This window comes from Sphingomonas crusticola, from assembly GCF_003391115.1.
Classification (GTDB): Bacteria; Pseudomonadota; Alphaproteobacteria; order Sphingomonadales; family Sphingomonadaceae; genus Sphingomonas_I; species Sphingomonas_I crusticola.
This window is the reverse complement of sequence record NZ_QTJP01000001.1, coordinates 2,529,644-2,549,405: the sequence shown is the minus strand read 5'-3', so window position 1 is coordinate 2,549,405 and position 19,762 is coordinate 2,529,644. Positions and strand designations below refer to the sequence as shown.

The window sequence follows — 19,762 nt, the reverse complement described above, 5'->3', positions numbered from 1 at the left end:
GACGTGGACCCCAGCCGGCGCTGGGGTGACGACCCTTAATTTTCACGGACGAAGCTGCAGACCTTGCTGCTCAACGAAAGCTCAGCGCACCCGCCGGAACGACCAGGGGATGGTCGCGCCCGTCTCCGGCGTATCCAGGGCGACCACCAAAGCCTTTGCCGCGCGTGGCCGACCCGCGCCGTCGATCCACAAACTGTCCTCCAGCGACAGCGCACCCGCGCGCGTGCGAAACTGCCAGCCTAGCCCCGTGCTCGGGCGCAGCAGGGCGCCCTGACCGTCGGTCGTCAGCACCGTCTCGATCCCCGGCGCGAGGTGGAACCACAAGGCCAGCGGCGTCGACGCCGCCTTCTTGCGCCCTGCCGGCACCAACCGGTCCTCGCCATCGAGCGCGCGGCCGTCCGCGGTCAGGCTCAGGCGCCGGACATGGCTGAAGCCGAAGCGTTTGACATAGCCGTCATGCGCCGCCTCGATCCGGCTTGCCTCCGCCCCGTCGCTGCGCGTCATCTCGACCTCGGTCACGCCGCGCCCCATCGCGCCGTCCGGATGGAGCGCGGTCGAATTCGTCTCCGCAAGCACCAGGGTGGAATGCGCCGCAGTGGTGCGCAGCCCCCTCGCCAGCTCGGCCGGCAGCCCCGCCCCCCCACCGCAATTGACGACCAGCCGCTGCGGGCCATCGGACAACTCGAATGCCAATGTCGAAGCGCACGCGCCACGCGCCAGCGCTGCCGCCGGCGGCGGTGCGGCGTCGACGATCAGGCGCGTCTGCCCGCAGCAGAAACGCTGATAACCCCAGTCACGCGCATCGTCGCGCGTCCCGCCGCGCACGCTGATCGCAGCCAGCGCCGCCGCCACCCGCGCCGCGCCAGCCGGACCGCCGCCCTGCCAGCTCGACAAGGCGCCGTCGCCCAGCGTCGCGCTCGCCAGCACCGGCACCGCATTGGCGAGCGCCAGCGCGACCGCGCCCGAAGGCGGCCGCGCCCGCACTTCATAGACGCCACGCAGCTGCGCCAGCAGCTCGACCAAGGCCAGTTGCTCGACCGGCGCGCGTGAGATCAGCCCGCCGTCGCTATGCACCGCCAGCGCCAGCGCGCGTGTGATCCCCGCCTCGCCATGCGCCGTGCGCAGGTCGCCGCCCGGAAATAGCAGGCCCGCCGCTATCACACCCGCCCAGGCCGTCACCCGCGCCAGCCCCTGCGGCGCCGTATCCGCCGCGCCGTCGAGATGGCGCGCGCCGCGCGCGAGCGCGTTGAGCACCGCCTTGCGATACTCCGCGTCGCGCGTGTCGAGCAGGATCGGCGCATAAGCCGTCCAGAACAGGATGCGCCGGCCCCATAGATCCGGGCGCCAGGCGGGTTCGCTGACCGTCCGCGCGTGCGCCGCGAGCCATTGCCGCATCAACCCGTCGGCTACCGGAGTTGCGGTCCGCCGATCAGCCGCGGCGGCAAGATCGCGCAGCCAGGCGAAGCTCTGCCAATAGTCCGCGAAGGCAGGCGAAAAGCCGCCTCGGCCGAGCGCGTCGAACGCGATACTCTCGCCGGCCGCTACCATGCGTCCTTCGAGCAAGGCCCGCCCGGCCGCCGCATTGCCCGGAATCGGATCGGCGGGCACGTCGAGCAATTGCAGCGGATAGCGCCCCCGCAGGCGCAGCTTGTGAACCGGCGTCCGCCATGACAGCCGCCTGATGCCTTGACCCAGTTTCTCGGTCAGCGATGTACCCGGCCGCTCGCCCGCGCGAAGCTGGCGCTTGCCCTGGTCGTCATCGTCGCCCGCGCCGGGCTCGTCGGTCATCAGCGCGCCTCGCGCAGCGCGGCGACATTGGCGGCGTAGCTGGCCGGGCCGCCCTTGAAGGTGGACGTGCCGGCGACAAGGATATTGGCACCCGCGGCGATCGCCTTGGCGATATTCTGCGGCCCGATCCCGCCATCGACCTCGAGCCCGATATCGCGCCCGCTGGCGTCGATCCGGCCGCGCAACGCCTCGATCTTGCGCAATTGGCTGTCGATGAAGCTCTGGCCGCCGAAGCCCGGATTGACGCTCATCACCATGATCACGTCGAGGTCCTCGATCACATAATCGACCGCTTCGACCGGCGTCGCAGGATTGAGCGCCAGCCCCGCCTTTTTACCCAGCCCCTTAATCGCCTGGATCGTGCGGTGCAGATGCGGCCCCGCCTCGGCATGGACCGTCATCAGGTCGGCTCCGGCTTCGGCGAAGGCCTCGAGATAGCGATCGACTGGAGCGATCATCAGGTGGACATCCAACGTCTTGGTCGTGTGCGGACGGATCGCTTTAACCGTCTGCGGTCCCAACGTAATGTTCGGCACGAAATGACCGTCCATCACATCGATATGGATCCAGTCGATGCCCGCCGCATCCACCGCCCGTACCTCATCGCCGAGCCGCGCGAAATCGGCGGACAGGATCGAGGCGGAAATCAGGATCGGACGGGCCATCCCTAAGCTTTAGGATGCGCGCTCGGGACCGGCAATGGCCCTGATCGTGCGCTCAGTTCCGCCGGAAGCGCGCCACGAAGAAGCCGTCCGCGCCGCCCTCCGCGGCAAATGCGCCGGGCAAGACGCGCACCCGCCCCGCCTCGTCCGGTGCCAGTCCCCTGGGCAATTCTTCTGCTGTAACCGGCTCGGCGGCGAAGCCGGCATGGCTGGCGAGGAAGGCGTCGGCCACCCGCTCCCCTTCCTCGCGCTCGAGTGAGCAGACCGAATAGATTAGCCGCCCGCCCGGCCTCACCAGGCTGGCCGCACGCGCCAGCATCGCCTGCTGCTGCTCCGCGAGCGCGGCAATGGCGCGCGGCTTGACGCGATACAGCACGTCGGGATGGCGCCGGAAGATGCCGGTCGCCGAGCAGGGCGCGTCGAGCAGCACCGCGTCATAGGGCGCGTCGGAGAAGGTCAGCGCATCGCCGACAAGGAGCTTTGCCTTCAGCCTTGTCCGCTGCAGATTCTCCCGCACCCGCTTGAGGCGCGGCTCCGCATTGTCGAGCGCGGTCACGTCCCAACCGGCCGCGGCAAGCTGCATCGTCTTGCCGCCGGGTGCCGCACAGAGATCGAGCGCACGCCCGCTTCCGCTGCCGATCAGCCGCGCCGGCAGCGACGCCGAAATGTCCTGAACCCACCACGCCCCTTCTTCGAAGCCGGGCAATTCGGTGATGCGCGCGCCCGCCGGGAGCCGGACATGGCCCGCCGCAAGGCTGAGGCCACCAAGCTTGTCCACCCAGTCTCCACCCGCGTCGCGCAGGGTCAGGTCGAGCGGCGGCGGCGCCGCGATAGCCTGCTCGGCCGCCGCCAGCATGTCATCACCCCATGCACCGTGCCAGCGCAGCGCGACCCCGTCAGGCAGGGACGGCACGTCCGGCATGCGCACGCCCTTGCGCATCAGCGTCCCGAACACGCCGTGGACCAGCCGCCGCGGACCGCCATCGACCAGCGGCAGCACCGTCGCGATCGCGGCATGGGGCGGCGTGCCCAATTGCAGCGCCTGCGCCAGCGCGATCCGCAGCACGAACCGCGCCTTGGCATCGTCCGGCAAGGCCTTGGCAGTGGCGCTGTCAATCAGCGCATCGAGATCGGTCAGTCGCCGCAGGACTTCGGCCGCCAGCGCATGGGCCAGCGCCCGATCGTCGCTGCGTTCCAATCCGCGCGTGGCATTGTCGAGCGCGCTCTCAAGCGGCAGCCCGCGCCGCAGCACAGCCTCCAGCAGGCGCAAGGCCGCGGCGCGCGCGGCAACGCCGGCTGGTTGGGGATCGCTGCTTGTCTGTTCTGTCATCGCAGCCCACATGGAGCCGAACAGCGCGAGCCGCAACGATGACCGAACCTTCCCGCCGTCCGCCCCACGTCAAACCGCCCGCGCATTTGTCGCCCAGCCCGCCCGTGCCCGTGCCGGAAGAGGCCATCCCCGAGGCCGACCCCGATGGCCTCTCGCCCGTCCGCTACGGCGATTGGGAAAAGAAGGGCATCGCGATTGATTTCTGACGCGGAACGACTGGGGTAGCTCATGCGTCTCCCGCGGCGTGGATGTTCCGGCATTTTTCAGGCGTCATCGCCGCGTCTGGTATGCCGTCGGCGGCACGATCCTCGCCCTATTGCTGATCATCTTCCTGATCCTCAGCTATGGTTGGGCCTATTTGCGCGGGCCGCTGGAACAGAGTCTGTCGCGCCAGTTTGGGCGCGCCGTCACGGTCGGCGCGCTCGACCGGATCGATCACGGCTTCCTGCAGGCGGATCTGCGCATCCGCGACATACGCGTCGCCCAGCCCGAGTGGGCGGGTGGGGGCGACATGATCGTCATACGCTCGGCGCTGGTGCGCCTGCCGATCATACCCTTGATGTTCGGTCAGGCACGTCCGCACTCGCTTGAGGTGGACGGACTCACGATCGCGCTGCTCCGCCAAGACCCGCTCCACGCCAATTGGAAGGGTTTCGGGGGCGGAGGAAAAGGTGGTGGCGGCTCGCTGCAGCACCTCACGATCCGTAATGGGTTGCTGACGCTCGACGATCGCAAGCGCAATCATCGTTTCACCGCGCCCTTCATGGCGGATGATCAGGGCCTGCGTCTTGCCGGACGCGGGAGCCTCGCCGGCAATCCGTCCACCATCGCGCTCACGGGCGCGGCCTTGACCGGCAACAAGCCCTGGCCGTTCCGATTCGATTATCGTTCCGCTATCGCCAACGGCACCTTGATCGGTCGCGCCGATCATCCGCTCGACCTTGGCCATTTCGACGCCCGCGCCACCGCGTGGGGCGACGATTTACGGCACCTCGATTTGCTGATCGAGGCAGGCCTGCCCGGAACCCAGCCGGTGCGGCTGACCGCCAACCTGCGTCACGACCGCGCGGATTGGGCGGTTCGCAAACTCGATCTCCGTCTGGGCCGCTCGGCGCTCGCGGGTGACGTCACCGTGGCGAAGCGCGATGGGCGCACAAGGGTGGACGGCAATATCGTCTCGACCGGCCTCGACTTCGACGATCTCGCCTCCAACGAGGGGCTCGCCCGCGCCGCCGCCAAGCGCAAGGCGATCGGCCCGCGCATTTTCCCGGACACCGCGATCCACCTCGAACATATGCAGCGCACGGACGGCACCATCGATTTCGATATCAAGCGCCTGCTGTTCAAGCAGCCTTCGACCTTCCGGGCGCTGCGTGGCACGCTTACGCTCGACCATGGCGTACTTACCGCCAAGCCGCTCGTCGCCACGCTCGGCCAGGGCCGGCTGACGGGCATGGCCCGCGTCCGACACCAATCGGGCACGCCTCGCCTGACGCTCGATCTACGCGTCGGTAATGCCCGACTCGAGGCGATGCTCGGCGATCTTGCCTCGGGAGCGCTGGCGGCGCGGATACATTTGGAGGGCAGCGGGCGCACGGTTCGTGCCGCGATCGGCCAGGCCAGCGGTACCATCGGCGTCGTCGGCCGGAATGGCGCGGTCAATCGCCGCGCCGCTTTGTTGCTAGGCTCCGATGCGGGTCGTGCGCTGTTCGAGGACAAATCGGACAAGGCAGCGCTGCGCTGCCTCATCGCCCGCTTCGACATGAAGGGCGGTATCGCCACGGCGGCGCCGCTGCTGCTCGATACCGACGTCTCCCGCACGCAGGGCAAGGGCACGATCAACCTTGCGACGGAGCGGCTGGGCCTGACGCTTTCCGGCCAGCCCAAGCTCAAACATGCGGTTCGCCTGCCTATCCCGATCATCGTGTCCGGAAGCCTGTCGGAGCCCAAGGTGGTGCCGCAGAGTGTGCCCAAGACGGTCGGCACCGTCTTCAAGCTGATCGGCAATGCCATTGCCGGGCCGCATGTCGAGCCGGCGCCCGACGCTGATTGCGCCGGGCTCGCGGCGCAAGCGCTGCGCTAGCACCTCGTTCTAAATCGCCTCGTCCTTTAACGGCCGCGCCAGCAGCGCCACGACCGCGGCATTCACGCTGACCTTGCCTTCCAGCAAAGCTGCCACCGCTTCCGAGATCGGCAGTTCGACGCCGACGGCCCGCGCGGCCCGCACCAGCACCGGCGCGGTGAAAGCCCCTTCGGCGACCGTGCGGCGGTCCGCCATCATGCTCGCCGCATCGCGCCCCTGGCCGAGGCCCATCCCCAGCGAGAAATTGCGCGATTGCTCCGACGAGCAGGTTAGCACCAGATCGCCCAGGCCGGACATGCCCGCCAGCGTCTCCGGTCTGGCGCCCCGCGCCAGTCCGAAACGCGTCATCTCCGCAAAGCCGCGCGCGATCAGGGCCGCGCGCGCATTCTTGCCGAGCCCGGCGCCCTCGACGACGCCGCAGGCGATCGCGAGCACATTCTTGACCGCACCGCCAATCTCGGCGCCCACGACATCAGTCGAGCGATAGGGGCGAAAGCCGGGCCGGGCGATGCGTGTCGCCAGCCGCGTTGCCACCGCCTCATCCGCGCAGGCAAGCGTCACCGCCGTCGGCAGGCCGTTGGCGACTTCGCTGGCAAAGGTCGGTCCGGACAAGACCGCGATCGGCGCGGCGGGGCACGTCTCCGCCGCCGCCTCCGACATCAGCGCCATCGTTTCGGCTTCGATCCCCTTGGAACACAGAATGAGCGGCCGCTCGTCGATCGGGGCCGCCGCCAAAATGTGCCGCATATGCTGCGCCGGCGTCACCACCAGCAAAGCCTCGCACTGCGCCAGAGCCGCGAGATCGCCCGTCGCTTCGATGACCGGGGACAGTGCAACCCCGGGCAGGAAGATCGGATTTTCGTGTGCGGCGTTGATGGCCTGGACCACTTCCGGTTCGTAGGCCCACAACAAGACCTCGCCGCCCGCGCTCGCCACCTGCGCCAGCGCGGTGCCCCAGGCCCCGCCGCCGATCACGCCGATCCTCATGCCTTCACCCCCGCGCCGCGCGCCCTTTCCGCCGAAGGGTCGAGCGGCCAGCGCGCGCGCGCCGGCATGTCGAGCGGGTCGGTCAGGCCCAGCGCGAACCGCTCCGCGCCCGCCCAGGCGATCATCGCGGCATTATCGGTGCAAAGCCACATTGGCGGAGCGACGAACCGTAGATCATGCTGTCCGGCCAGCGTCTGCAGGGCGTCGCGAATCGCATCGTTGGCGGCAACACCGCCCGCCACCACCAAGGCATTCATCCCGGATGCGCGCCCGATCGCGCGGCGCGTGCGATCGACCAGGCAGTCGATCACCGCCTGCTGGAACGATGCCGCGATATCTTCCGCCGAATAGAGGCCGGCGTCGCGCGCGCGCAGCACCGCACTTTTCAAACCAGCGAAAGAAAAATGCGGTTCGGCCGAGCCCACCAGAGGACGGGGCAAAGGCACCGCTTTGGGATCGCCCGCGCGCGCGGCCGCCTCCACCGCCGGACCGCCGGGAAAGCCTAACCCCAGCAATTTCGCCGATTTGTCGAACGCTTCGCCGGCAGCGTCGTCAATCGTGGTCGCCAGCCGGCGATAATCGCCCACGCCGCGTACCTCGAGCAATTGGCAATGTCCGCCCGATACGAGCAGCAGCAGATAGGGAAATTCCAGATCCGGATCGGCGAGCCGTGGCGACAAAGCGTGGCCTTCGAGATGGTTGATGCCGATGAAAGGCTTGCCTGCCGCCAGCGCGAGCGTCTTGCCCGTCACCAGCCCGACCATGACTCCACCGATCAGCCCCGGCCCGGCCGTCGCGGCGATGGCGTCGATCTGTCCGAGCGTGACCCCGGCGTCCTTGAGCGCAGCCTCCGTCAGCGGCGTCAGCACCTCGACATGGGCACGCGCCGCAATCTCCGGCACGACGCCGCCATAAGGACGATGCGCCGCCTCCTGCCCCGCCAATCTGTGCGACAGCACTCGGGCGTCCGAGGTCACCACCGCCGCCGCGGTCTCATCGCATGAGGATTCAAGGCCGAGGATCAGCGCCACCGCGACCCTCTGCGCGCGCCTTCGCCGGCTTTCAAGGTTTGCCGACGAACAGGAAGGCCACCGCTGCCATGATGCACAGGAAGGCGGCAAGGTGGCGCCAATGCAAGGGCTCGCCCAGCACCAGCACCATGAAGCCGCCGAAGATGATCAGGGTGATCGCCTCTTGCGCGATCTTTAGCTGCCCCCCGCTCCATCCGCTCGCATAGCCGAGCCGATTGGCCGGCACCGCCAGGCAATATTCGAAGAAGGCGATGCCCCAGCTGATCAGCACCACCAGCCACAGCTGTTTGTGCATCCCGCCTTTGAGGTGCCAATACCAGGCGGTGGTCATGAAAAGATTGGATAAAATCAGCAGGAGGATCGTCGGCATCGGTCATGATTCCCGTTTCGCGGTCGCGTGCTGAACCTCTGTCGCAGGCGAAGCGTTCAATCGCAAAACAGGAGCCCGATGCATGACCAAGACGCTCGCCGAAATTTCAGAAAAGATGCGCGACATCGATTTCACGATGCTCTCGACCCGCGCCACCAACGGCGCCATCGGCGCGCGCCCGATGAGCAACAATCGCGACGTCGATTATGACGGCGACAGTTTCTACTTCACCTCCGACGACACGCTGATGGTGCAGGATATCGGCCGCGATCCGCAGGTTGGACTTTCCTTCCAGGGCAAGGCCGGCATGCTCGGCATGCGTCCCTTCTTTGTCGCCATCGAAGGCCAGGCGGAGCTGATCCGCGACAAGAATCAGTTCGAAGCCCATTGGAATAAGGACCTAGAACGCTGGTTCAAGGACGGCGTCGAGACGCCCGTCTGGTGCTGATCAAGGTCCATGCCTCGCGCATCCATTATTGGGACGGCGAGGACGAAGGGGAAATCCAGGTTTAAGCCCATCGTCACCCCGGACTGGTTCCGGGGTGACGATGGGATGTCGTCAGAACTTGGCGCGCACGCCGCCGTAGAAGCTGCGGCCAAGCGTTCCGTAGCGGTAGGCCGTCTGATACTTCTCGTCGAACAGGTTCTCGACCCGCCCGAACAGCGTCAGATCATGGCCGATCGGTAGCTCCGCGCGCAGATCGACCAATGTATAGCCGCCCAGCCGGGTCGTGTTCGCCGCGTCCTCGAAGCTGTGGCTGGCCCTCGTCACCGCCGCGGTAATGACCAGGCCGAACGACCATCGATAGCTGACATCGGCACTCGCCGTGTCATGCGGGCGGCGGATGAGGTCCTTGCCATGGGCAGTGCCGGGTGAGCGATCTTCGGCGTCCGTCCATGTATAGTTAGCATGGAAAGCGAGCGGCCCGAATATCGCCGCGGCGGCCGCCTCGATCCCATGTGCGCTGGCCTTGGCGACGTTCGAATAATAGCCGAACGGCCGGTCGGCGCGCGGTGGCGTTGATGCGAACTGGATCAGGTTGCGTGTGTCGCGGTCGAACCAGGTTGCCGAAACCGTGAAATGCGTGCCGAGACGCTGCTCGATGCCCGCATCCCAGCCGTGTGCGCGCTCCGGCTCCAGCGCCAGGTTGCCGTAATCGCTATGAAGTTGGTACAAGGTCGGCGCCTTGAAGCCCTCGCCGTAGCTTGCCCGGACGATGGTGCCACCCGAGGCCCACACGCCGCCTGCCGAGAACAAGGTCTTGCCACCATAGACCTGATGATCGTCGTAACGCACGCCGCCGGTGAGCGTCAGATGATCGAGCACCGTCCCGTTGATCTGGCCGTAAAGGCTGTCGATCGAAACGTTGGCGCGGTCATTGCTATAGGGAGACGCGGCGCGGAAGCTGGAATGCTCATGCTCTGCGCCGAAGATCGCGTCCCAGCCCGGCACGATCGCAAGGCTGCCCTGATATTCGATATGATCGTTGCGTCCGCGCGAATCGAACGTCTTGTCATCGGCGCCAAGGCTCGGATCGAAATTGCCGCGGTCGATCTGGTCGCGCGTATAGGCGATGCGGTTCTTGAGACGACCGTCGAGCAAGGCGATATTGACGCCCGCATAGCCGATCCAGTTGGTCGACTTCTGATATTCGGCTGTGTCGGGCGCGCCGAAGCTGGAATCGAGGTCAACCTTACCGTGGCTCCAATAGCCGCGCAGATCGACGCTGACGTTCGAAGTGACGTCCGCCAGCACGCGTCCGCTGCCGCCGATATGGCGATAGCCGTCGCGCTCACGGCCGCCATATTCCGGCGCGATCGCCGAGATACCATCGGTACGGAAGGCATTGCCGGCCAGCTGCCACTGCACGCTCTGGCTGGCGCCGCCGACCGCCGCCCGGCCGCTCGCGGTGCCACGCGATCCGCCTTCCACCTGCGCCGATCCTTGGGTGCCCGCACTCGGCAGCGTTGTGACGATATTGACGACGCCGCCAATCGCCTGACTGCCCCACAAGGTCGATTGCGGGCCGCGCAACACTTCGATCTGTGCGGCATCGCCCACGAACAGGTCGCCGAAATCATAGCCGCCGCCGGGCGCCGCCGGATCGTTCAGCTTCACACCGTCGATCACGACCACGGTCTGGTCGCTCTCGGCACCGCGGATGCGCACGCCGGTCGTCGTACCGAAGCCGCCCGTGCGCGATGCGGTCACGCCGGGTGTGCGGACGATGAGATCCGAGATGGTGAATTGCTGCGATGCCTCGATCGCCGCCTGGTCGATCACGGTGACGGAGCTTGCGACCCGATCGATCGCGGTCGGCGTCCGAACGGCGGTGACGACCACTTCGGTGGCATCGGTTGCGGCATCGGGGGGCGATGCCTGCTGGGCGAAAGCGGGCGTGGCGAGGACGCTCGCCAGTAGGACAGTCTTGAAACGGAACATGATACTTCCTCGCGGTTGACGACAAATGCCGTCTCACGAGGAAATTCCTCGACCGCGCGGCGCACCCTGGCCGAACGGTGGACAGCCGCGACGGGCAGGTCTCCTGGCTCACGGGTCATCGCGCTTTGGCCGCCTTCTCGGGATCGGAACCCCAATGGCTAATCGGCCGGACACTCACCGCTTACAGTTGCAGGGGCAGCGCGAGCATTTCACTCGCTTCCCTTTTCATCTCCCGAAGGAGAACCTGTCGCGGGACTGCGGTTAGGGCAGATGCTGCATTGCGGTCAATGATGTGTCAGCGGAACGACGAGCGGCTGGCCCTCAATCTCCCCGATGAAAGCGGACACGCCGTAGACGGACCCGATCCGATCCGCCGTCAGCACCTCGCGCGGCGGGCCGTCCGCGACAAGCCGCCCCTCGTCGATCAGGAGCAACCGGTCGCACCAGCGCGCGGCAATGGTGAGGTCGTGCAGCACCGCGATCACCGTCGCACCGCGCGCGGCCTCGCCTCGTAGCAGCGCCATCACCTCGATCTGATGCGCCGGGTCGAGCGCGGCGAGCGGCTCGTCGGCGAGCAGCAGCGGCGCCTCGACCGCCAACGCCCGCGCCAGCAAGGTGCGCGCGCGCTCACCGCCCGACAATTGGTCGATCGGACGCGTGCGCAAACCGAGGAGATCGGTCCGCTCCAGCGCTGCCTCGACCGCCGCTTGGTCGGCTGCCGCCGGCCGCGCAAACGGCGCCAGATGCGGCAACCGACCAAGCGCGACCAGCCGCTCGACCGTCAGCGGCCAATGCACGTTCTGCCCTTGCGGCAGATAGGCGATCTGCCGCGCCCGCTCGCGTGGGGACAGACTGTCGATGGCCGTGCCATCGATCAGGATAGCGCCCTCGTGCGGGATCAGGCCCGCGATCGCGCGTACCAGCGTCGACTTGCCCGCGCCATTGGGGCCGATCAGGCCGATCACGCCGCCCGCCAGATCGGCGGTCGCGGCCTCGACGACCCGGTGCGCGCCGAGCGCCACCGAAACCCGGTCGAGCCTCACCATTCGCGCCGTGCCCGCACAAGCTGATGGAGGAAGATCGGCACGCCGATCAATGCCGTGACCACGCCGAGGCGCGGCTCCTCCAGCGTCGGCACCGTGCGCACCAGCGCGTCCGCCGCGGCCAGGAGCGCTGCCCCGCCCAGCGCGGACGGAATTAGCAGGGAGGATGGCCGCCGGTCGGTGAAGGGCCGCAACAGATGCGGCACCACCAGGCCCACGAAGCCGATCGCGCCCGATACCGCGACCGCCCCGCCGACGCCGATCGCGGTCGCGATCAGCAGCCGAGCCCGGGTTCGCGGGAGATTGACGCCCAGCGCGATCGCGCCGTCCTCGCCCAGTGTCAGTGCGTCGAGTGCGCGACCCTCTAGCAGGATCAGGCCAAGCCCGATGGCGATGCACGGCAATGCCAGCCAGACGTGGAGAAAGGAGCGGTCGGCGAGACTACCCATCAGCCAGGTCATGATCTCGATCGCGGCAAACGGATTGGGCGCCAGATTAAGCGCGAGGCTGATCCCGGCCCCCGCCGCGGTGGCGATGGCAACGCCGGCGAGGATCAGGGCAAGCGGTCCTTCGCTCCGTGCCGCGAGCAACAGCAGCGGCACCAATCCCGCGAGCGCGCCGATTATGGCAAAGAGCGGCAACATAAGGGGGCTCACCGCGGCGAACCCGTAATAAAGCGCCACAACCGCGCCCAATGCGGCCGTACTGGAAGTCCCGAGCACACCGGGATCGGCGAGCGGATTGCGCAAATAGCCCTGCAGCGCCGCCCCTGCCGCACCCAGCATTGCGCCGACCATCAGCGCGAGCAGCGCACGCGGCAGCCGCAATTCCCACACGATCGTGCCGGCGATCGCGTCGCCCTGCCCCGTCAGCGCCGCGAAGGCACGCCCCCAGCCGAGATGCGCCGGCCCAAGGCCGAGCGACACCGCCGCGCAGAGCAGGGCGACCAGCGCCAGCGCAAGATCGATACGGACCGAGGATTTCCCCACGCGCGATCCCTAGCCTTTGCCCCGCCGCCAAGTCGAGCCGCACGCGCGGATGAACGGGATTAGGGCGTTTCACTTAACCCTTACTTGCCCGTAGAGCTGCCCTATGCGCGTGCGTTTGCCTCTTTTCGCCCTCCTCCTCGCGCTCGCTTTGCCCGCGCACGGGGCGCCGCCCCGCCGCGTCGCGTCGCTCAACCTGTGCGCGGATCAATTTTTGGTCGTGCTGGCCGATCCAAGCCAGATTGCCGGTCTCACCCGCCTCTCGCACATGCCTGCCATGTCGCCGATCGCGCGTCAGGCAGCGCACTTCCCGACAATTGACTCCTCGGCCGAGGCATTGCTTGCGCGCCAGCCCGATCTGCTGCTCACTGGCTGGCCGGGCCAGGCGGACGCCGCACTGCGTGCCGGGCTCAAGGCGCAGGTCGTGGCCGTGCCCCCCGCCAACAGCTACGCCGATATCGTCGCGCAGGTGCGGCTCGTCGCGGGCGCGGTTGGCCACCGCGAGCGGGGCGAGGCGCTGATCAAACGCATGGATGCCGCGCTCGCGACCATTCCGCGCACCGGCTACGGGCGCGTCGCCGCCGACTATCAGAGACGCGGCTATCTCTCGGGCGGTGGCACGCTGATGGACGAGATGGTGCGCCGCGTCGGGCTGGTAAATCTGGCGACGAAGCTCGGCCGCCCGGCTCTGTCCAACCTGTCGCTGGAAGAATTCGTCGCCGCCCGCCCCGATTTCCTGATCACGGGCGGCAAACAGGCGCGCGATCTCGGCAGCGCCATGCTGGAGCATCCCGCGATCGCAGACATACCGCGCCTCTATCTTCCGGGCTCGCTCGCCGATTGCGGCGGCCCATCTTTCCCGGCTGCCGTTCGTACATTGTCGGATCAGCTGCGCTACAGACATTGACCATCGCCGCCGGGCAATGGCATGGGGGCCGCGCGCGGGTATAGCTCAATGGTAGAGCGGTAGCCTTCCAAGCTTCATACGAGGGTTCGATTCCCTCTACCCGCTCCACCATCAGCCATTTCCGCCCGCTCAGGGCTTACGCGCTGCGGCGGTTGCGTCGCGGGCACCACGGAATTCGCTGTCCGCGCTCCAATTGGGCCACTCGCGCGAATTGGCGAGGCGCTGGCCGAGCGCGAACATCAGCTCGGCGTCGACCGCCTGTCCCTTGGCATTCCAGGCTGGCGTCCACTCGTCGGCCGGCTGGTGATATTTGTCGCGCACATAGGCTTCGCTGTCGGCCTTGCCCGCCGCCTTGCCGCCTTCGACCAGATCCTCGCCGCTGCCGATCGAGATGGCGGGCACGCCGCGCTTGGCGAGCGGGAAATGGTCGGAGCGGTAGAAATGGCCCGCCTCCGACTGGGGATCGGGGGTAAAGGTTCGTCCCTGCTTGGCACCTTCCGCGATCAGGTCGTCGAGCAGACCGAGCTTGGCATTACCCGAGATGGTGAAGTCGTGCGCCGGCCCGGCCGTGCTGAGCGCATCGGTGTTGAGCATGCCGACCGTGGTCGCCAGCGGATAGAGCGGGTTGGCCGCATAATATTCGGAGCCGAGCAGGCCCTTCTCCTCGGCGGTCACCGCCAGGAACAGCACCGAACGGTCGGGGCGGGGCGCGGCCGCGAAGGCGCGTGCGGTTTCGATCAGCACTGAGATACCGTCGGCATTGTCGACCGCACCATTATAAATGCGGTCGCCCTTCGCGTCAGGCTGGCCGACGCCGAGATGATCCCAATGCGCCGAATAGACGATCGTCTCGTCGGGATGTTGCGCGCCCGCCAGCCGACCGACGATATTGTGCGAGACGATCGTCCCGGCATCGACCGCATAATCGGCCGACAAGGTCGCCTCGAGCGGCATCGGCGTGAAGTCGCGTGCCTGCGCCGCTTTCTTCGCCGCCTCGAAGTCGAGCCCTGAATCTGCGAATAATTTCACCGCGAGATCGCGCTGGATCCAGGTCTCGAAGGGCGTGTGCGCCTTTTTGGGTTCCGCGCGCACGATATCGAACTGGACGTTGGCGTTGGAATTCTTGACCGTCGCCCAGCCATAGGAAGCGGGCGCAGTCTCGTGCACGATCAGCACACCCGCCGCCCCACGCCGCGCGGCTTCCTCATATTTGTAGGTCCAGCGGCCATAATAGGTCATCGCCTTGCCGCCGAAGTCGCCCTGCCCGGTCTCGAAATCTGGATCGTTGATCAGCCCGACCAGGATCTTGCCGCGCACGTCGACGCCCTTGAAGTCGTCCCACTTTCGCTCCGGCGCACTCGTGCCATAGCCGACGAAGACCAAAGGCACGTCCTTGAGCGAGACATGCTTTTCGCCGGTCAGCGCCGCGCGCACCGCAATCTGCTCGCCCTGCGTCAACGGCATGGCCGTGCCGTTGCTGGTGATGCCGAGCGTCGGCGTGCCCACGATCGATGCGCGCAGCAGCGGCACGTCCTGGGTCCAGAGGCGCGTGCCGCCCTTAAGGTCGCCGCCTGGCTGGAGACCGGCAGCCTTAAATTGGGAGACGATATAATCGATCACCTTGGGCTCGGCCGCCGTCGCCGGCCCGCGCCCTTCATAGGCGTCGGACGCCAATATCTCGACATGATGCGACAGGCGCGCCGGATCGAAATGCGGAGTGGCCTGCGCGAATGCGGCAGTCGAGAGCAGGGTGAGGAGCAGCGAGAGCTTTTTCATGGCCGCAAGTCTGGCAGGCAAGGCGCCACGGTTCAATCAGGATCAAACTGTCATCCCGGCAAAGGCGGGGTGACGATAAGAAAAAAAACGCCCGGCGGATTTCTCCACCGGGCGCCTTGTTCGTCACACCTGAGGCTTATGCCTTGGCTTCGGCCTTGGGCTTGCCCTTGCGCTTCGGCTTGGGTGCCGCCGGCACGATCTCGAAGGCGAGCGCGCCGTCCTTCATATGGACCTTGACCTCGCCGCCGCTGACCAATTTGCCGAACAGCAATTCCTCGGCGAGCGGCTGCTTGATCTTCTCCTGGATCAGGCGGCCCATCGGCCGCGCGCCATAGAGCTTGTCATAGCCCTTCTCGGTCAGCCACGCCTTGGCCTCCTCGTCGAGCGCGATATGCACCTCGCGGTCGGCGAGCTGCAGTTCGAGCTGCAGGATGAACTTCTCGACCACGCGCGCGATCACCGGCGTTGGCAGGTAACCGAACGGCACGATCGCATCCAAACGGTTGCGGAATTCCGGCGTGAACATCTTCTTGACCGCTTCCTCATCCTCGCCCTCGCGGGTGAGATTGCCGAAGCCGAGGCTCTCGCGCGCCATGTCGGACGCGCCGGCATTGGTGGTCATGATCAGGATCACGTTGCGGAAATCGACCGTCTTGCCGTGGTGATCGGTCAGCTTCCCGTTATCCATCACCTGCAACAGGATGTTGAACAGGTCCGGATGCGCCTTCTCGATCTCGTCGAGCAGCAGCACCGAATGCGGATTCTGGTCGACCGCGTCGGTCAGCAGTCCGCCCTGATCGTAGCCGACATAGCCCGGAGGTGCGCCGATCAGCCGGCTGACCGAATGGCGTTCCATATATTCGGACATGTCGAACCGCTGGAGCGGAATGCCCATGATCGACGCCAGCTGGCGTGCGACCTCGGTCTTGCCGACGCCGGTCGGGCCGGTGAACAGATAATTGCCGATCGGCTTGTCCGGATCGCGCAGGCCCGCCCGGCTGAGCTTGATCGCCGACGACAAGGTGTTGATCGCCGCATCCTGCCCGAACACGACCCGCTTGAGATCGGTATCGAGCGTGGCGAGCGCCTTGGTGTCGTCGGTCGAGACCGACTTGGGTGGGATGCGCGCCATCGTCGCGATCACGGCCTCGATCTCCTTGGCGGTGATCGTCTTCTTGCGCTTGGCCGGCGGCACCAGCATCTGCATCGCACCGACCTCGTCGATCACGTCGATCGCCTTGTCGGGCAGCTTGCGGTCATTGATGTAGCGCGACGACAGTTCCACCGCCGACTTGATCGCCTCGGTCGTGTACTTGACCTTGTGGTGGCTTTCGAAGGCGGTGCGGAGCCCGGTCAGGATCTTGATCGTATCCTCGACCGTCGGCTCGTTCACGTCAATTTTCTGGAAGCGCCGGAGCAAAGCCCGGTCCTTCTCGAAATGATTGCGGAACTCCTTGTAGGTGGTCGAGCCGATGCAGCGGATCGTGCCGCCCGACAGAGCCGGCTTGAGCAGGTTGGACGCATCCATCGCCCCGCCGCTGGTCGCGCCCGCGCCGATCACGGTATGGATCTCGTCGATGAACAGCACCGCATGCGGCAGCTTCTCGAGCTCGGTCACGACTTGCTTCAGCCGTTCCTCGAAATCACCGCGATAGCGTGTGCCCGCCAGCAGCGCTCCCATGTCGAGCGAATAGATTACCGCCGGCAGCAGCACCTCCGGCACGTCGCCCTCGACGATCTTGCGCGCCAGTCCCTCGGCGATGGCGGTCTTGCCGACGCCGGGATCGCCCACATAAAGCGGGTTGTTCTTGGAGCGGCGGCACAGGATCTGGATCGTGCGGTCCACCTCCGGACCGCGCCCGATCAGCGGATCGACCCGGCCGTCCTTGGCCTTGGCATTGAGATCGACGCAGAATTGCTTGAGCGCGCTCTCATTCTTCTTGCCGCCGCCCTCGCTCTTGGGCGCCTTCTCTTCCTCGGCACCTTTCGGCTCGCGGCTTTCCCCCGGCTGGCCGGCCTTGCCGACGCCATGGCTGATGAACGACACCGCATCGAGGCGGCTCATATCCTGCTGCTGCAGGAAATAGACGGCGTAGCTCTCGCGTTCGCTGAACAGGGCGACCAGCACATTGGCGCCGGTCACTTCTTCGCGGCCGGACGACTGGACGTGCAGGATCGCGCGCTGGACGACGCGCTGGAAACCGGATGTCGGCGACGGATCGTTGCCGGTCTCGGTCTTGAGCGCATCGAGCTCGCTGTCGAGATAGGTGGCGACCGCCTCCTTGAGCTCATCGAGATCGACCCCGCACGCCGTCATCACCTTGGACGCGTGCTCGTCGTCCACCAAAGCGAGCAGGAGATGCTCCAGCGTCGCATATTCATGGTGGCGCGAGGACGCGGCCGTCAGCGCGTTGTGGAGGGTCTGTTCGAGCTCGCGGGCAAAACTAGGCATGTAATGTTTACTCCCGCAGGGGCAGCGAGGATGCCGCCCTGCTGACACCAATGTCGGAACGCGCCGCCGTCCAATCAAGCTCCCCCTGCTTGGGCGCCCTAAAGACGGCGTTTGCCGTCATCGCTTGAACAGGCTTTCGGCGCTCGAGCGATGGTTGACCGCATGATCGATCCGGGCACGGGCGCGGGCGATTTCCGCCTCCAGCGTCGCGATCCGCGCGTGGAGCTCGTCGACCGACAGCGGATCGAGATCCTGCTTCGTCAGCGCGGCGAGCGGATCGCCGGGCGTCTTGGGAAGATAGTCTTCCAGATCCATTGCCGAATGGTTGACCCTTCGCGCGAGTCTGTCAAATGCAACCGTCACCCCAGCGCAGGCTGGGGTCCATGGCTGCTCCAACGGGCGCCGACGCTGAGATACTATAGACATGGATCGCAGCCTTCGCTGGGATGACGAAAGGGTCAGGCAGTGACGATCCCAAAAACGATGATCGCCATCGACCCTGCCGAAGCCGGTGGCCCGGAAGTGCTGCAGCCGGTCGAGCGGCCCGTCCCCACACCGGGCCCCGGCGAATTGCTGATCAAGGTCGCTGCCGCCGGCGTGAACCGGCCCGACCTCATGCAGCGCGCGGGCAAATATCCGCCCCCGCCCCGCGCTCCCTCCATCCTCGGCCTCGAGCTCGCCGGCGAAGTCGTCGCGCTCGGCGAAGGCGGCGACGCGCGCCTGCTCGGCCGCCCGGTGATGGCGCTGGTCGCAGGCGGCGCTTATGCCGAATATGCCGTCGCTCCCTCCGGTCAGTGCATCGCGGTTCCGCCAGCCTTGTCGATGGTCGAGGCCGCGGCGCTCCCGGAAACCCTGTTCACCGTCTGGTCGAACCTGTTCGAGCGCGGCCGCGCCGCACCCGGCGAAACGATCCTCGTCCACGGCGGCACCAGCGGCATCGGCACGATGGCGATCCTGCTCGGCAAGGCCTTCGGCCTGACTATGATCGTCACCGCGGGCTCGCCCGACAAATGCCGCCGCGCGCTGGAGATCGGCGCCGACCACGCGATCGATTACAAGGCGCAGGACTTTGTCGCGGAGGTGAAGGCATTCGCCCCGGATGGCGTTCATGTCGTGCTCGACATGGTCGGCGGCGATTATCTGCCGCGCAACCTTGCCTGCCTCGCCGAAGAAGGCCGCCACGTCTCAATCGCCTCGCGGCGTGGCGCCACGGCCGAGCTGCCGATCGCACTGATGATGCGCAAACGCCTGACGCTGACCGGCTCGATGCTGCGCGCCCGCGACGTCCCCTTCAAGACCGCGATCCGCGATGCGCTGGTGCAAAGCGTGTGGCCTCTGCTGGCAGCGGGTAAGCTCAAGCCGATCATCGATTCCACCTTCCCGCTGCGCGATGCAACCGGGGCGCACGCCCGGCTGGAAGATGGCGACCATGTCGGCAAGGTCGTGCTCACGATGGGCTAGGAACACCGTCACCCTGAACTTGTTTCAGGGTCCATTCGGCGGCCAGGGGCTATCCAACGGAAGTAAGCCCAATCCGATAGCTAGGTCAGCCCAATCAGGGTTATCCTGCTCGATCAGGTTGATCTTCCAGTCGCGATGCCAGCGCTTCAGCTGCTTCTCGCGTGCGATAGCTGCCGGCATGTCGTCTAGAATCTCGAAACGGACCAGCCGCTTCACCTCGTAGTTGCTCGTAAACCCGCCGGTCACGCCCTGCCGATGCTGGTGTAGCCGCGCCATGAGATCCGACGTCACGCCGATATACAGCGTGCCATAAGGCCCGCTTGCCAGAATATAGACAGAGGGTTGCCGCTCCCTCACCCGGCGAAATCTGCCTCGCGATGGATGCCGAAACAAGTTCAGCATGACGGATCACGGATCAGCTATCTACGTCACCCTGCACTTGT

The 19,762-nt window shown here is 66.7% G+C and carries 17 protein-coding genes, 1 tRNA gene, 1 pseudogene and 1 riboswitch; of the genes and pseudogenes, 6 read left to right on the top strand and 13 right to left on the bottom strand.

The window, feature by feature from the left end:
* Positions 1 to 81: 81 nt before the first annotated feature.
* From DX905_RS12165 to DX905_RS12155, 3 genes are read right to left on the bottom strand one after another with little or no spacing between them, the layout of a single operon-like run.
* Positions 82 to 1,788, bottom strand: coding sequence for a heparinase II/III family protein (locus DX905_RS12165; protein WP_116091577.1), 1,707 nt, complete (start codon positions 1,786 to 1,788; stop codon positions 82 to 84).
* Complete coding sequence (gene rpe, locus DX905_RS12160; RefSeq protein ID WP_116091576.1) at positions 1,788 to 2,453, bottom strand: ribulose-phosphate 3-epimerase; 666 nt, start codon at positions 2,451 to 2,453, stop codon at positions 1,788 to 1,790. The genes DX905_RS12165 and rpe overlap by 1 nt, the downstream gene beginning before the upstream one ends.
* A 52-nt stretch (positions 2,454 to 2,505) precedes the next feature.
* Positions 2,506 to 3,780, bottom strand: coding sequence for an RsmB/NOP family class I SAM-dependent RNA methyltransferase (locus DX905_RS12155; protein WP_116092528.1), 1,275 nt, complete (start codon positions 3,778 to 3,780; stop codon positions 2,506 to 2,508).
* 38 nt (positions 3,781 to 3,818) lie between these two features.
* On the opposite strand from DX905_RS12155, the gene DX905_RS12150 reads away from it, so the two are divergent.
* Together DX905_RS12150 and DX905_RS12145 are read left to right on the top strand one after the other, a co-directional pair.
* On the top strand, positions 3,819 to 3,986 hold the full coding sequence (locus DX905_RS12150; RefSeq protein WP_116091575.1) for a DUF1674 domain-containing protein: 168 nt from the start codon (positions 3,819 to 3,821) through the stop codon (positions 3,984 to 3,986).
* 38 nt (positions 3,987 to 4,024) lie between these two features.
* Positions 4,025 to 5,863 (top strand): AsmA family protein, encoded by a 1,839-nt coding sequence (locus tag DX905_RS12145; protein WP_116091574.1) that lies wholly within the window; start codon positions 4,025 to 4,027, stop codon positions 5,861 to 5,863.
* Positions 5,864 to 5,872: 9 nt separating this feature from the next.
* On the opposite strand, the gene DX905_RS12140 is transcribed toward DX905_RS12145, so the two are convergent.
* Genes DX905_RS12140 through DX905_RS12130 form a run of 3 tightly spaced genes read right to left on the bottom strand, consistent with a single transcriptional unit; the run spans position 5,873 to position 8,251 of the window.
* On the bottom strand, positions 5,873 to 6,850 hold the full coding sequence (locus tag DX905_RS12140; protein ID WP_116091573.1) for an NAD(P)H-dependent glycerol-3-phosphate dehydrogenase: 978 nt from the start codon (positions 6,848 to 6,850) through the stop codon (positions 5,873 to 5,875).
* On the bottom strand, positions 6,847 to 7,881 hold the full coding sequence (gene tsaD, locus DX905_RS12135) for a tRNA (adenosine(37)-N6)-threonylcarbamoyltransferase complex transferase subunit TsaD (RefSeq protein WP_116091572.1): 1,035 nt from the start codon (positions 7,879 to 7,881) through the stop codon (positions 6,847 to 6,849). Before tsaD ends, DX905_RS12140 begins: the two co-directional genes overlap by 4 nt.
* Positions 7,882 to 7,912: 31 nt before the next feature.
* A complete protein-coding gene (locus DX905_RS12130; RefSeq protein ID WP_116091571.1) occupies positions 7,913 to 8,251 on the bottom strand; it encodes a DMT family protein in 339 nt (112 codons plus the stop codon).
* Between the two features lie 82 nt (positions 8,252 to 8,333).
* Here DX905_RS12130 and DX905_RS12125 point away from each other — a divergent pair.
* Positions 8,334 to 8,764: pseudogene (locus DX905_RS12125) on the top strand (pyridoxamine 5'-phosphate oxidase family protein).
* 46 nt (positions 8,765 to 8,810) lie between these two features.
* Here the strand turns inward: DX905_RS12125 and DX905_RS12120 are convergent.
* The 3 genes from DX905_RS12120 to DX905_RS12110 all read right to left on the bottom strand — a co-directional run bounded on the left by DX905_RS12120 (position 8,811) and on the right by DX905_RS12110 (position 12,726).
* Positions 8,811 to 10,694, bottom strand: coding sequence for a TonB-dependent receptor plug domain-containing protein (locus DX905_RS12120; RefSeq protein ID WP_116091570.1), 1,884 nt, complete (start codon positions 10,692 to 10,694; stop codon positions 8,811 to 8,813).
* A gap of 76 nt (positions 10,695 to 10,770) precedes the next feature.
* A riboswitch (cobalamin riboswitch) is annotated at positions 10,771 to 10,957 on the bottom strand.
* A gap of 21 nt (positions 10,958 to 10,978) precedes the next feature.
* Positions 10,979 to 11,740 carry an ABC transporter ATP-binding protein gene (locus DX905_RS12115; protein ID WP_116091569.1) on the bottom strand — a complete coding sequence of 254 codons (762 nt, stop codon included), beginning with the start codon at positions 11,738 to 11,740 and terminating at the stop codon, positions 10,979 to 10,981.
* Positions 11,734 to 12,726, bottom strand: coding sequence for a FecCD family ABC transporter permease (locus DX905_RS12110; RefSeq protein WP_116091568.1), 993 nt, complete (start codon positions 12,724 to 12,726; stop codon positions 11,734 to 11,736). The genes DX905_RS12115 and DX905_RS12110 overlap by 7 nt, the downstream gene beginning before the upstream one ends.
* Before the next feature lie 103 nt (positions 12,727 to 12,829).
* On the opposite strand from DX905_RS12110, the gene DX905_RS12105 reads away from it, so the two are divergent.
* Both DX905_RS12105 and DX905_RS12100 read left to right on the top strand, forming a co-directional pair.
* Positions 12,830 to 13,630 (top strand): ABC transporter substrate-binding protein, encoded by an 801-nt coding sequence (locus DX905_RS12105; protein WP_116091567.1) that lies wholly within the window; start codon positions 12,830 to 12,832, stop codon positions 13,628 to 13,630.
* Between the two features lie 34 nt (positions 13,631 to 13,664).
* Positions 13,665 to 13,738, top strand: a tRNA-Gly gene (locus tag DX905_RS12100).
* A gap of 21 nt (positions 13,739 to 13,759) precedes the next feature.
* On the opposite strand, the gene DX905_RS12095 is transcribed toward DX905_RS12100, so the two are convergent.
* The 3 genes from DX905_RS12095 to DX905_RS12085 form a co-directional block, all read right to left on the bottom strand.
* Complete coding sequence (locus DX905_RS12095; protein WP_116091566.1) at positions 13,760 to 15,406, bottom strand: M28 family metallopeptidase; 1,647 nt, start codon at positions 15,404 to 15,406, stop codon at positions 13,760 to 13,762.
* 136 nt (positions 15,407 to 15,542) lie between these two features.
* Complete coding sequence (gene clpA, locus DX905_RS12090; protein WP_116091565.1) at positions 15,543 to 17,858, bottom strand: ATP-dependent Clp protease ATP-binding subunit ClpA; 2,316 nt, start codon at positions 17,856 to 17,858, stop codon at positions 15,543 to 15,545.
* A gap of 117 nt (positions 17,859 to 17,975) precedes the next feature.
* On the bottom strand, positions 17,976 to 18,173 hold the full coding sequence (locus tag DX905_RS12085) for a DUF1192 domain-containing protein (protein ID WP_116091564.1): 198 nt from the start codon (positions 18,171 to 18,173) through the stop codon (positions 17,976 to 17,978).
* Positions 18,174 to 18,341: 168 nt separating this feature from the next.
* Between DX905_RS12085 and DX905_RS12080 the strand changes: the two genes are divergently transcribed.
* A complete protein-coding gene (locus DX905_RS12080) occupies positions 18,342 to 19,319 on the top strand; it encodes an NAD(P)H-quinone oxidoreductase (RefSeq protein WP_116091563.1) in 978 nt (325 codons plus the stop codon).
* A gap of 24 nt (positions 19,320 to 19,343) precedes the next feature.
* On the opposite strand, the gene DX905_RS12075 is transcribed toward DX905_RS12080, so the two are convergent.
* Entirely contained in the window at positions 19,344 to 19,721 is a 378-nt protein-coding gene (locus DX905_RS12075) for a GIY-YIG nuclease family protein (protein WP_116091562.1), read from the bottom strand.
* Between the last annotated feature and the right edge of the window lie 41 nt (positions 19,722 to 19,762).

Coding starts and splice junctions, on each gene's coding strand:
- DX905_RS12130 (WP_116091571.1), bottom strand. CDS start 8,251: ATGCCGACGATCCTCCTGCTGATTTTATCCAATCTTTTCATGACCACC.
- DX905_RS12115 (WP_116091569.1), bottom strand. CDS start 11,740: ATGGTGAGGCTCGACCGGGTTTCGGTGGCGCTCGGCGCGCACCGGGTC.
- DX905_RS12155 (WP_116092528.1), bottom strand. CDS start 3,780: ATGACAGAACAGACAAGCAGCGATCCCCAACCAGCCGGCGTTGCCGCG.
- DX905_RS12140 (WP_116091573.1), bottom strand. CDS start 6,850: ATGAGGATCGGCGTGATCGGCGGCGGGGCCTGGGGCACCGCGCTGGCG.
- DX905_RS12105 (WP_116091567.1), top strand. CDS start 12,830: ATGCGCGTGCGTTTGCCTCTTTTCGCCCTCCTCCTCGCGCTCGCTTTG.
- DX905_RS12085 (WP_116091564.1), bottom strand. CDS start 18,173: ATGGATCTGGAAGACTATCTTCCCAAGACGCCCGGCGATCCGCTCGCC.
- rpe (WP_116091576.1), bottom strand. CDS start 2,453: ATGGCCCGTCCGATCCTGATTTCCGCCTCGATCCTGTCCGCCGATTTC.
- clpA (WP_116091565.1), bottom strand. CDS start 17,858: ATGCCTAGTTTTGCCCGCGAGCTCGAACAGACCCTCCACAACGCGCTG.
- DX905_RS12120 (WP_116091570.1), bottom strand. CDS start 10,694: ATGTTCCGTTTCAAGACTGTCCTACTGGCGAGCGTCCTCGCCACGCCC.
- DX905_RS12095 (WP_116091566.1), bottom strand. CDS start 15,406: ATGAAAAAGCTCTCGCTGCTCCTCACCCTGCTCTCGACTGCCGCATTC.
- DX905_RS12075 (WP_116091562.1), bottom strand. CDS start 19,721: ATGCTGAACTTGTTTCGGCATCCATCGCGAGGCAGATTTCGCCGGGTG.
- DX905_RS12080 (WP_116091563.1), top strand. CDS start 18,342: ATGATCGCCATCGACCCTGCCGAAGCCGGTGGCCCGGAAGTGCTGCAG.
- DX905_RS12165 (WP_116091577.1), bottom strand. CDS start 1,788: ATGACCGACGAGCCCGGCGCGGGCGACGATGACGACCAGGGCAAGCGC.
- DX905_RS12150 (WP_116091575.1), top strand. CDS start 3,819: ATGACCGAACCTTCCCGCCGTCCGCCCCACGTCAAACCGCCCGCGCAT.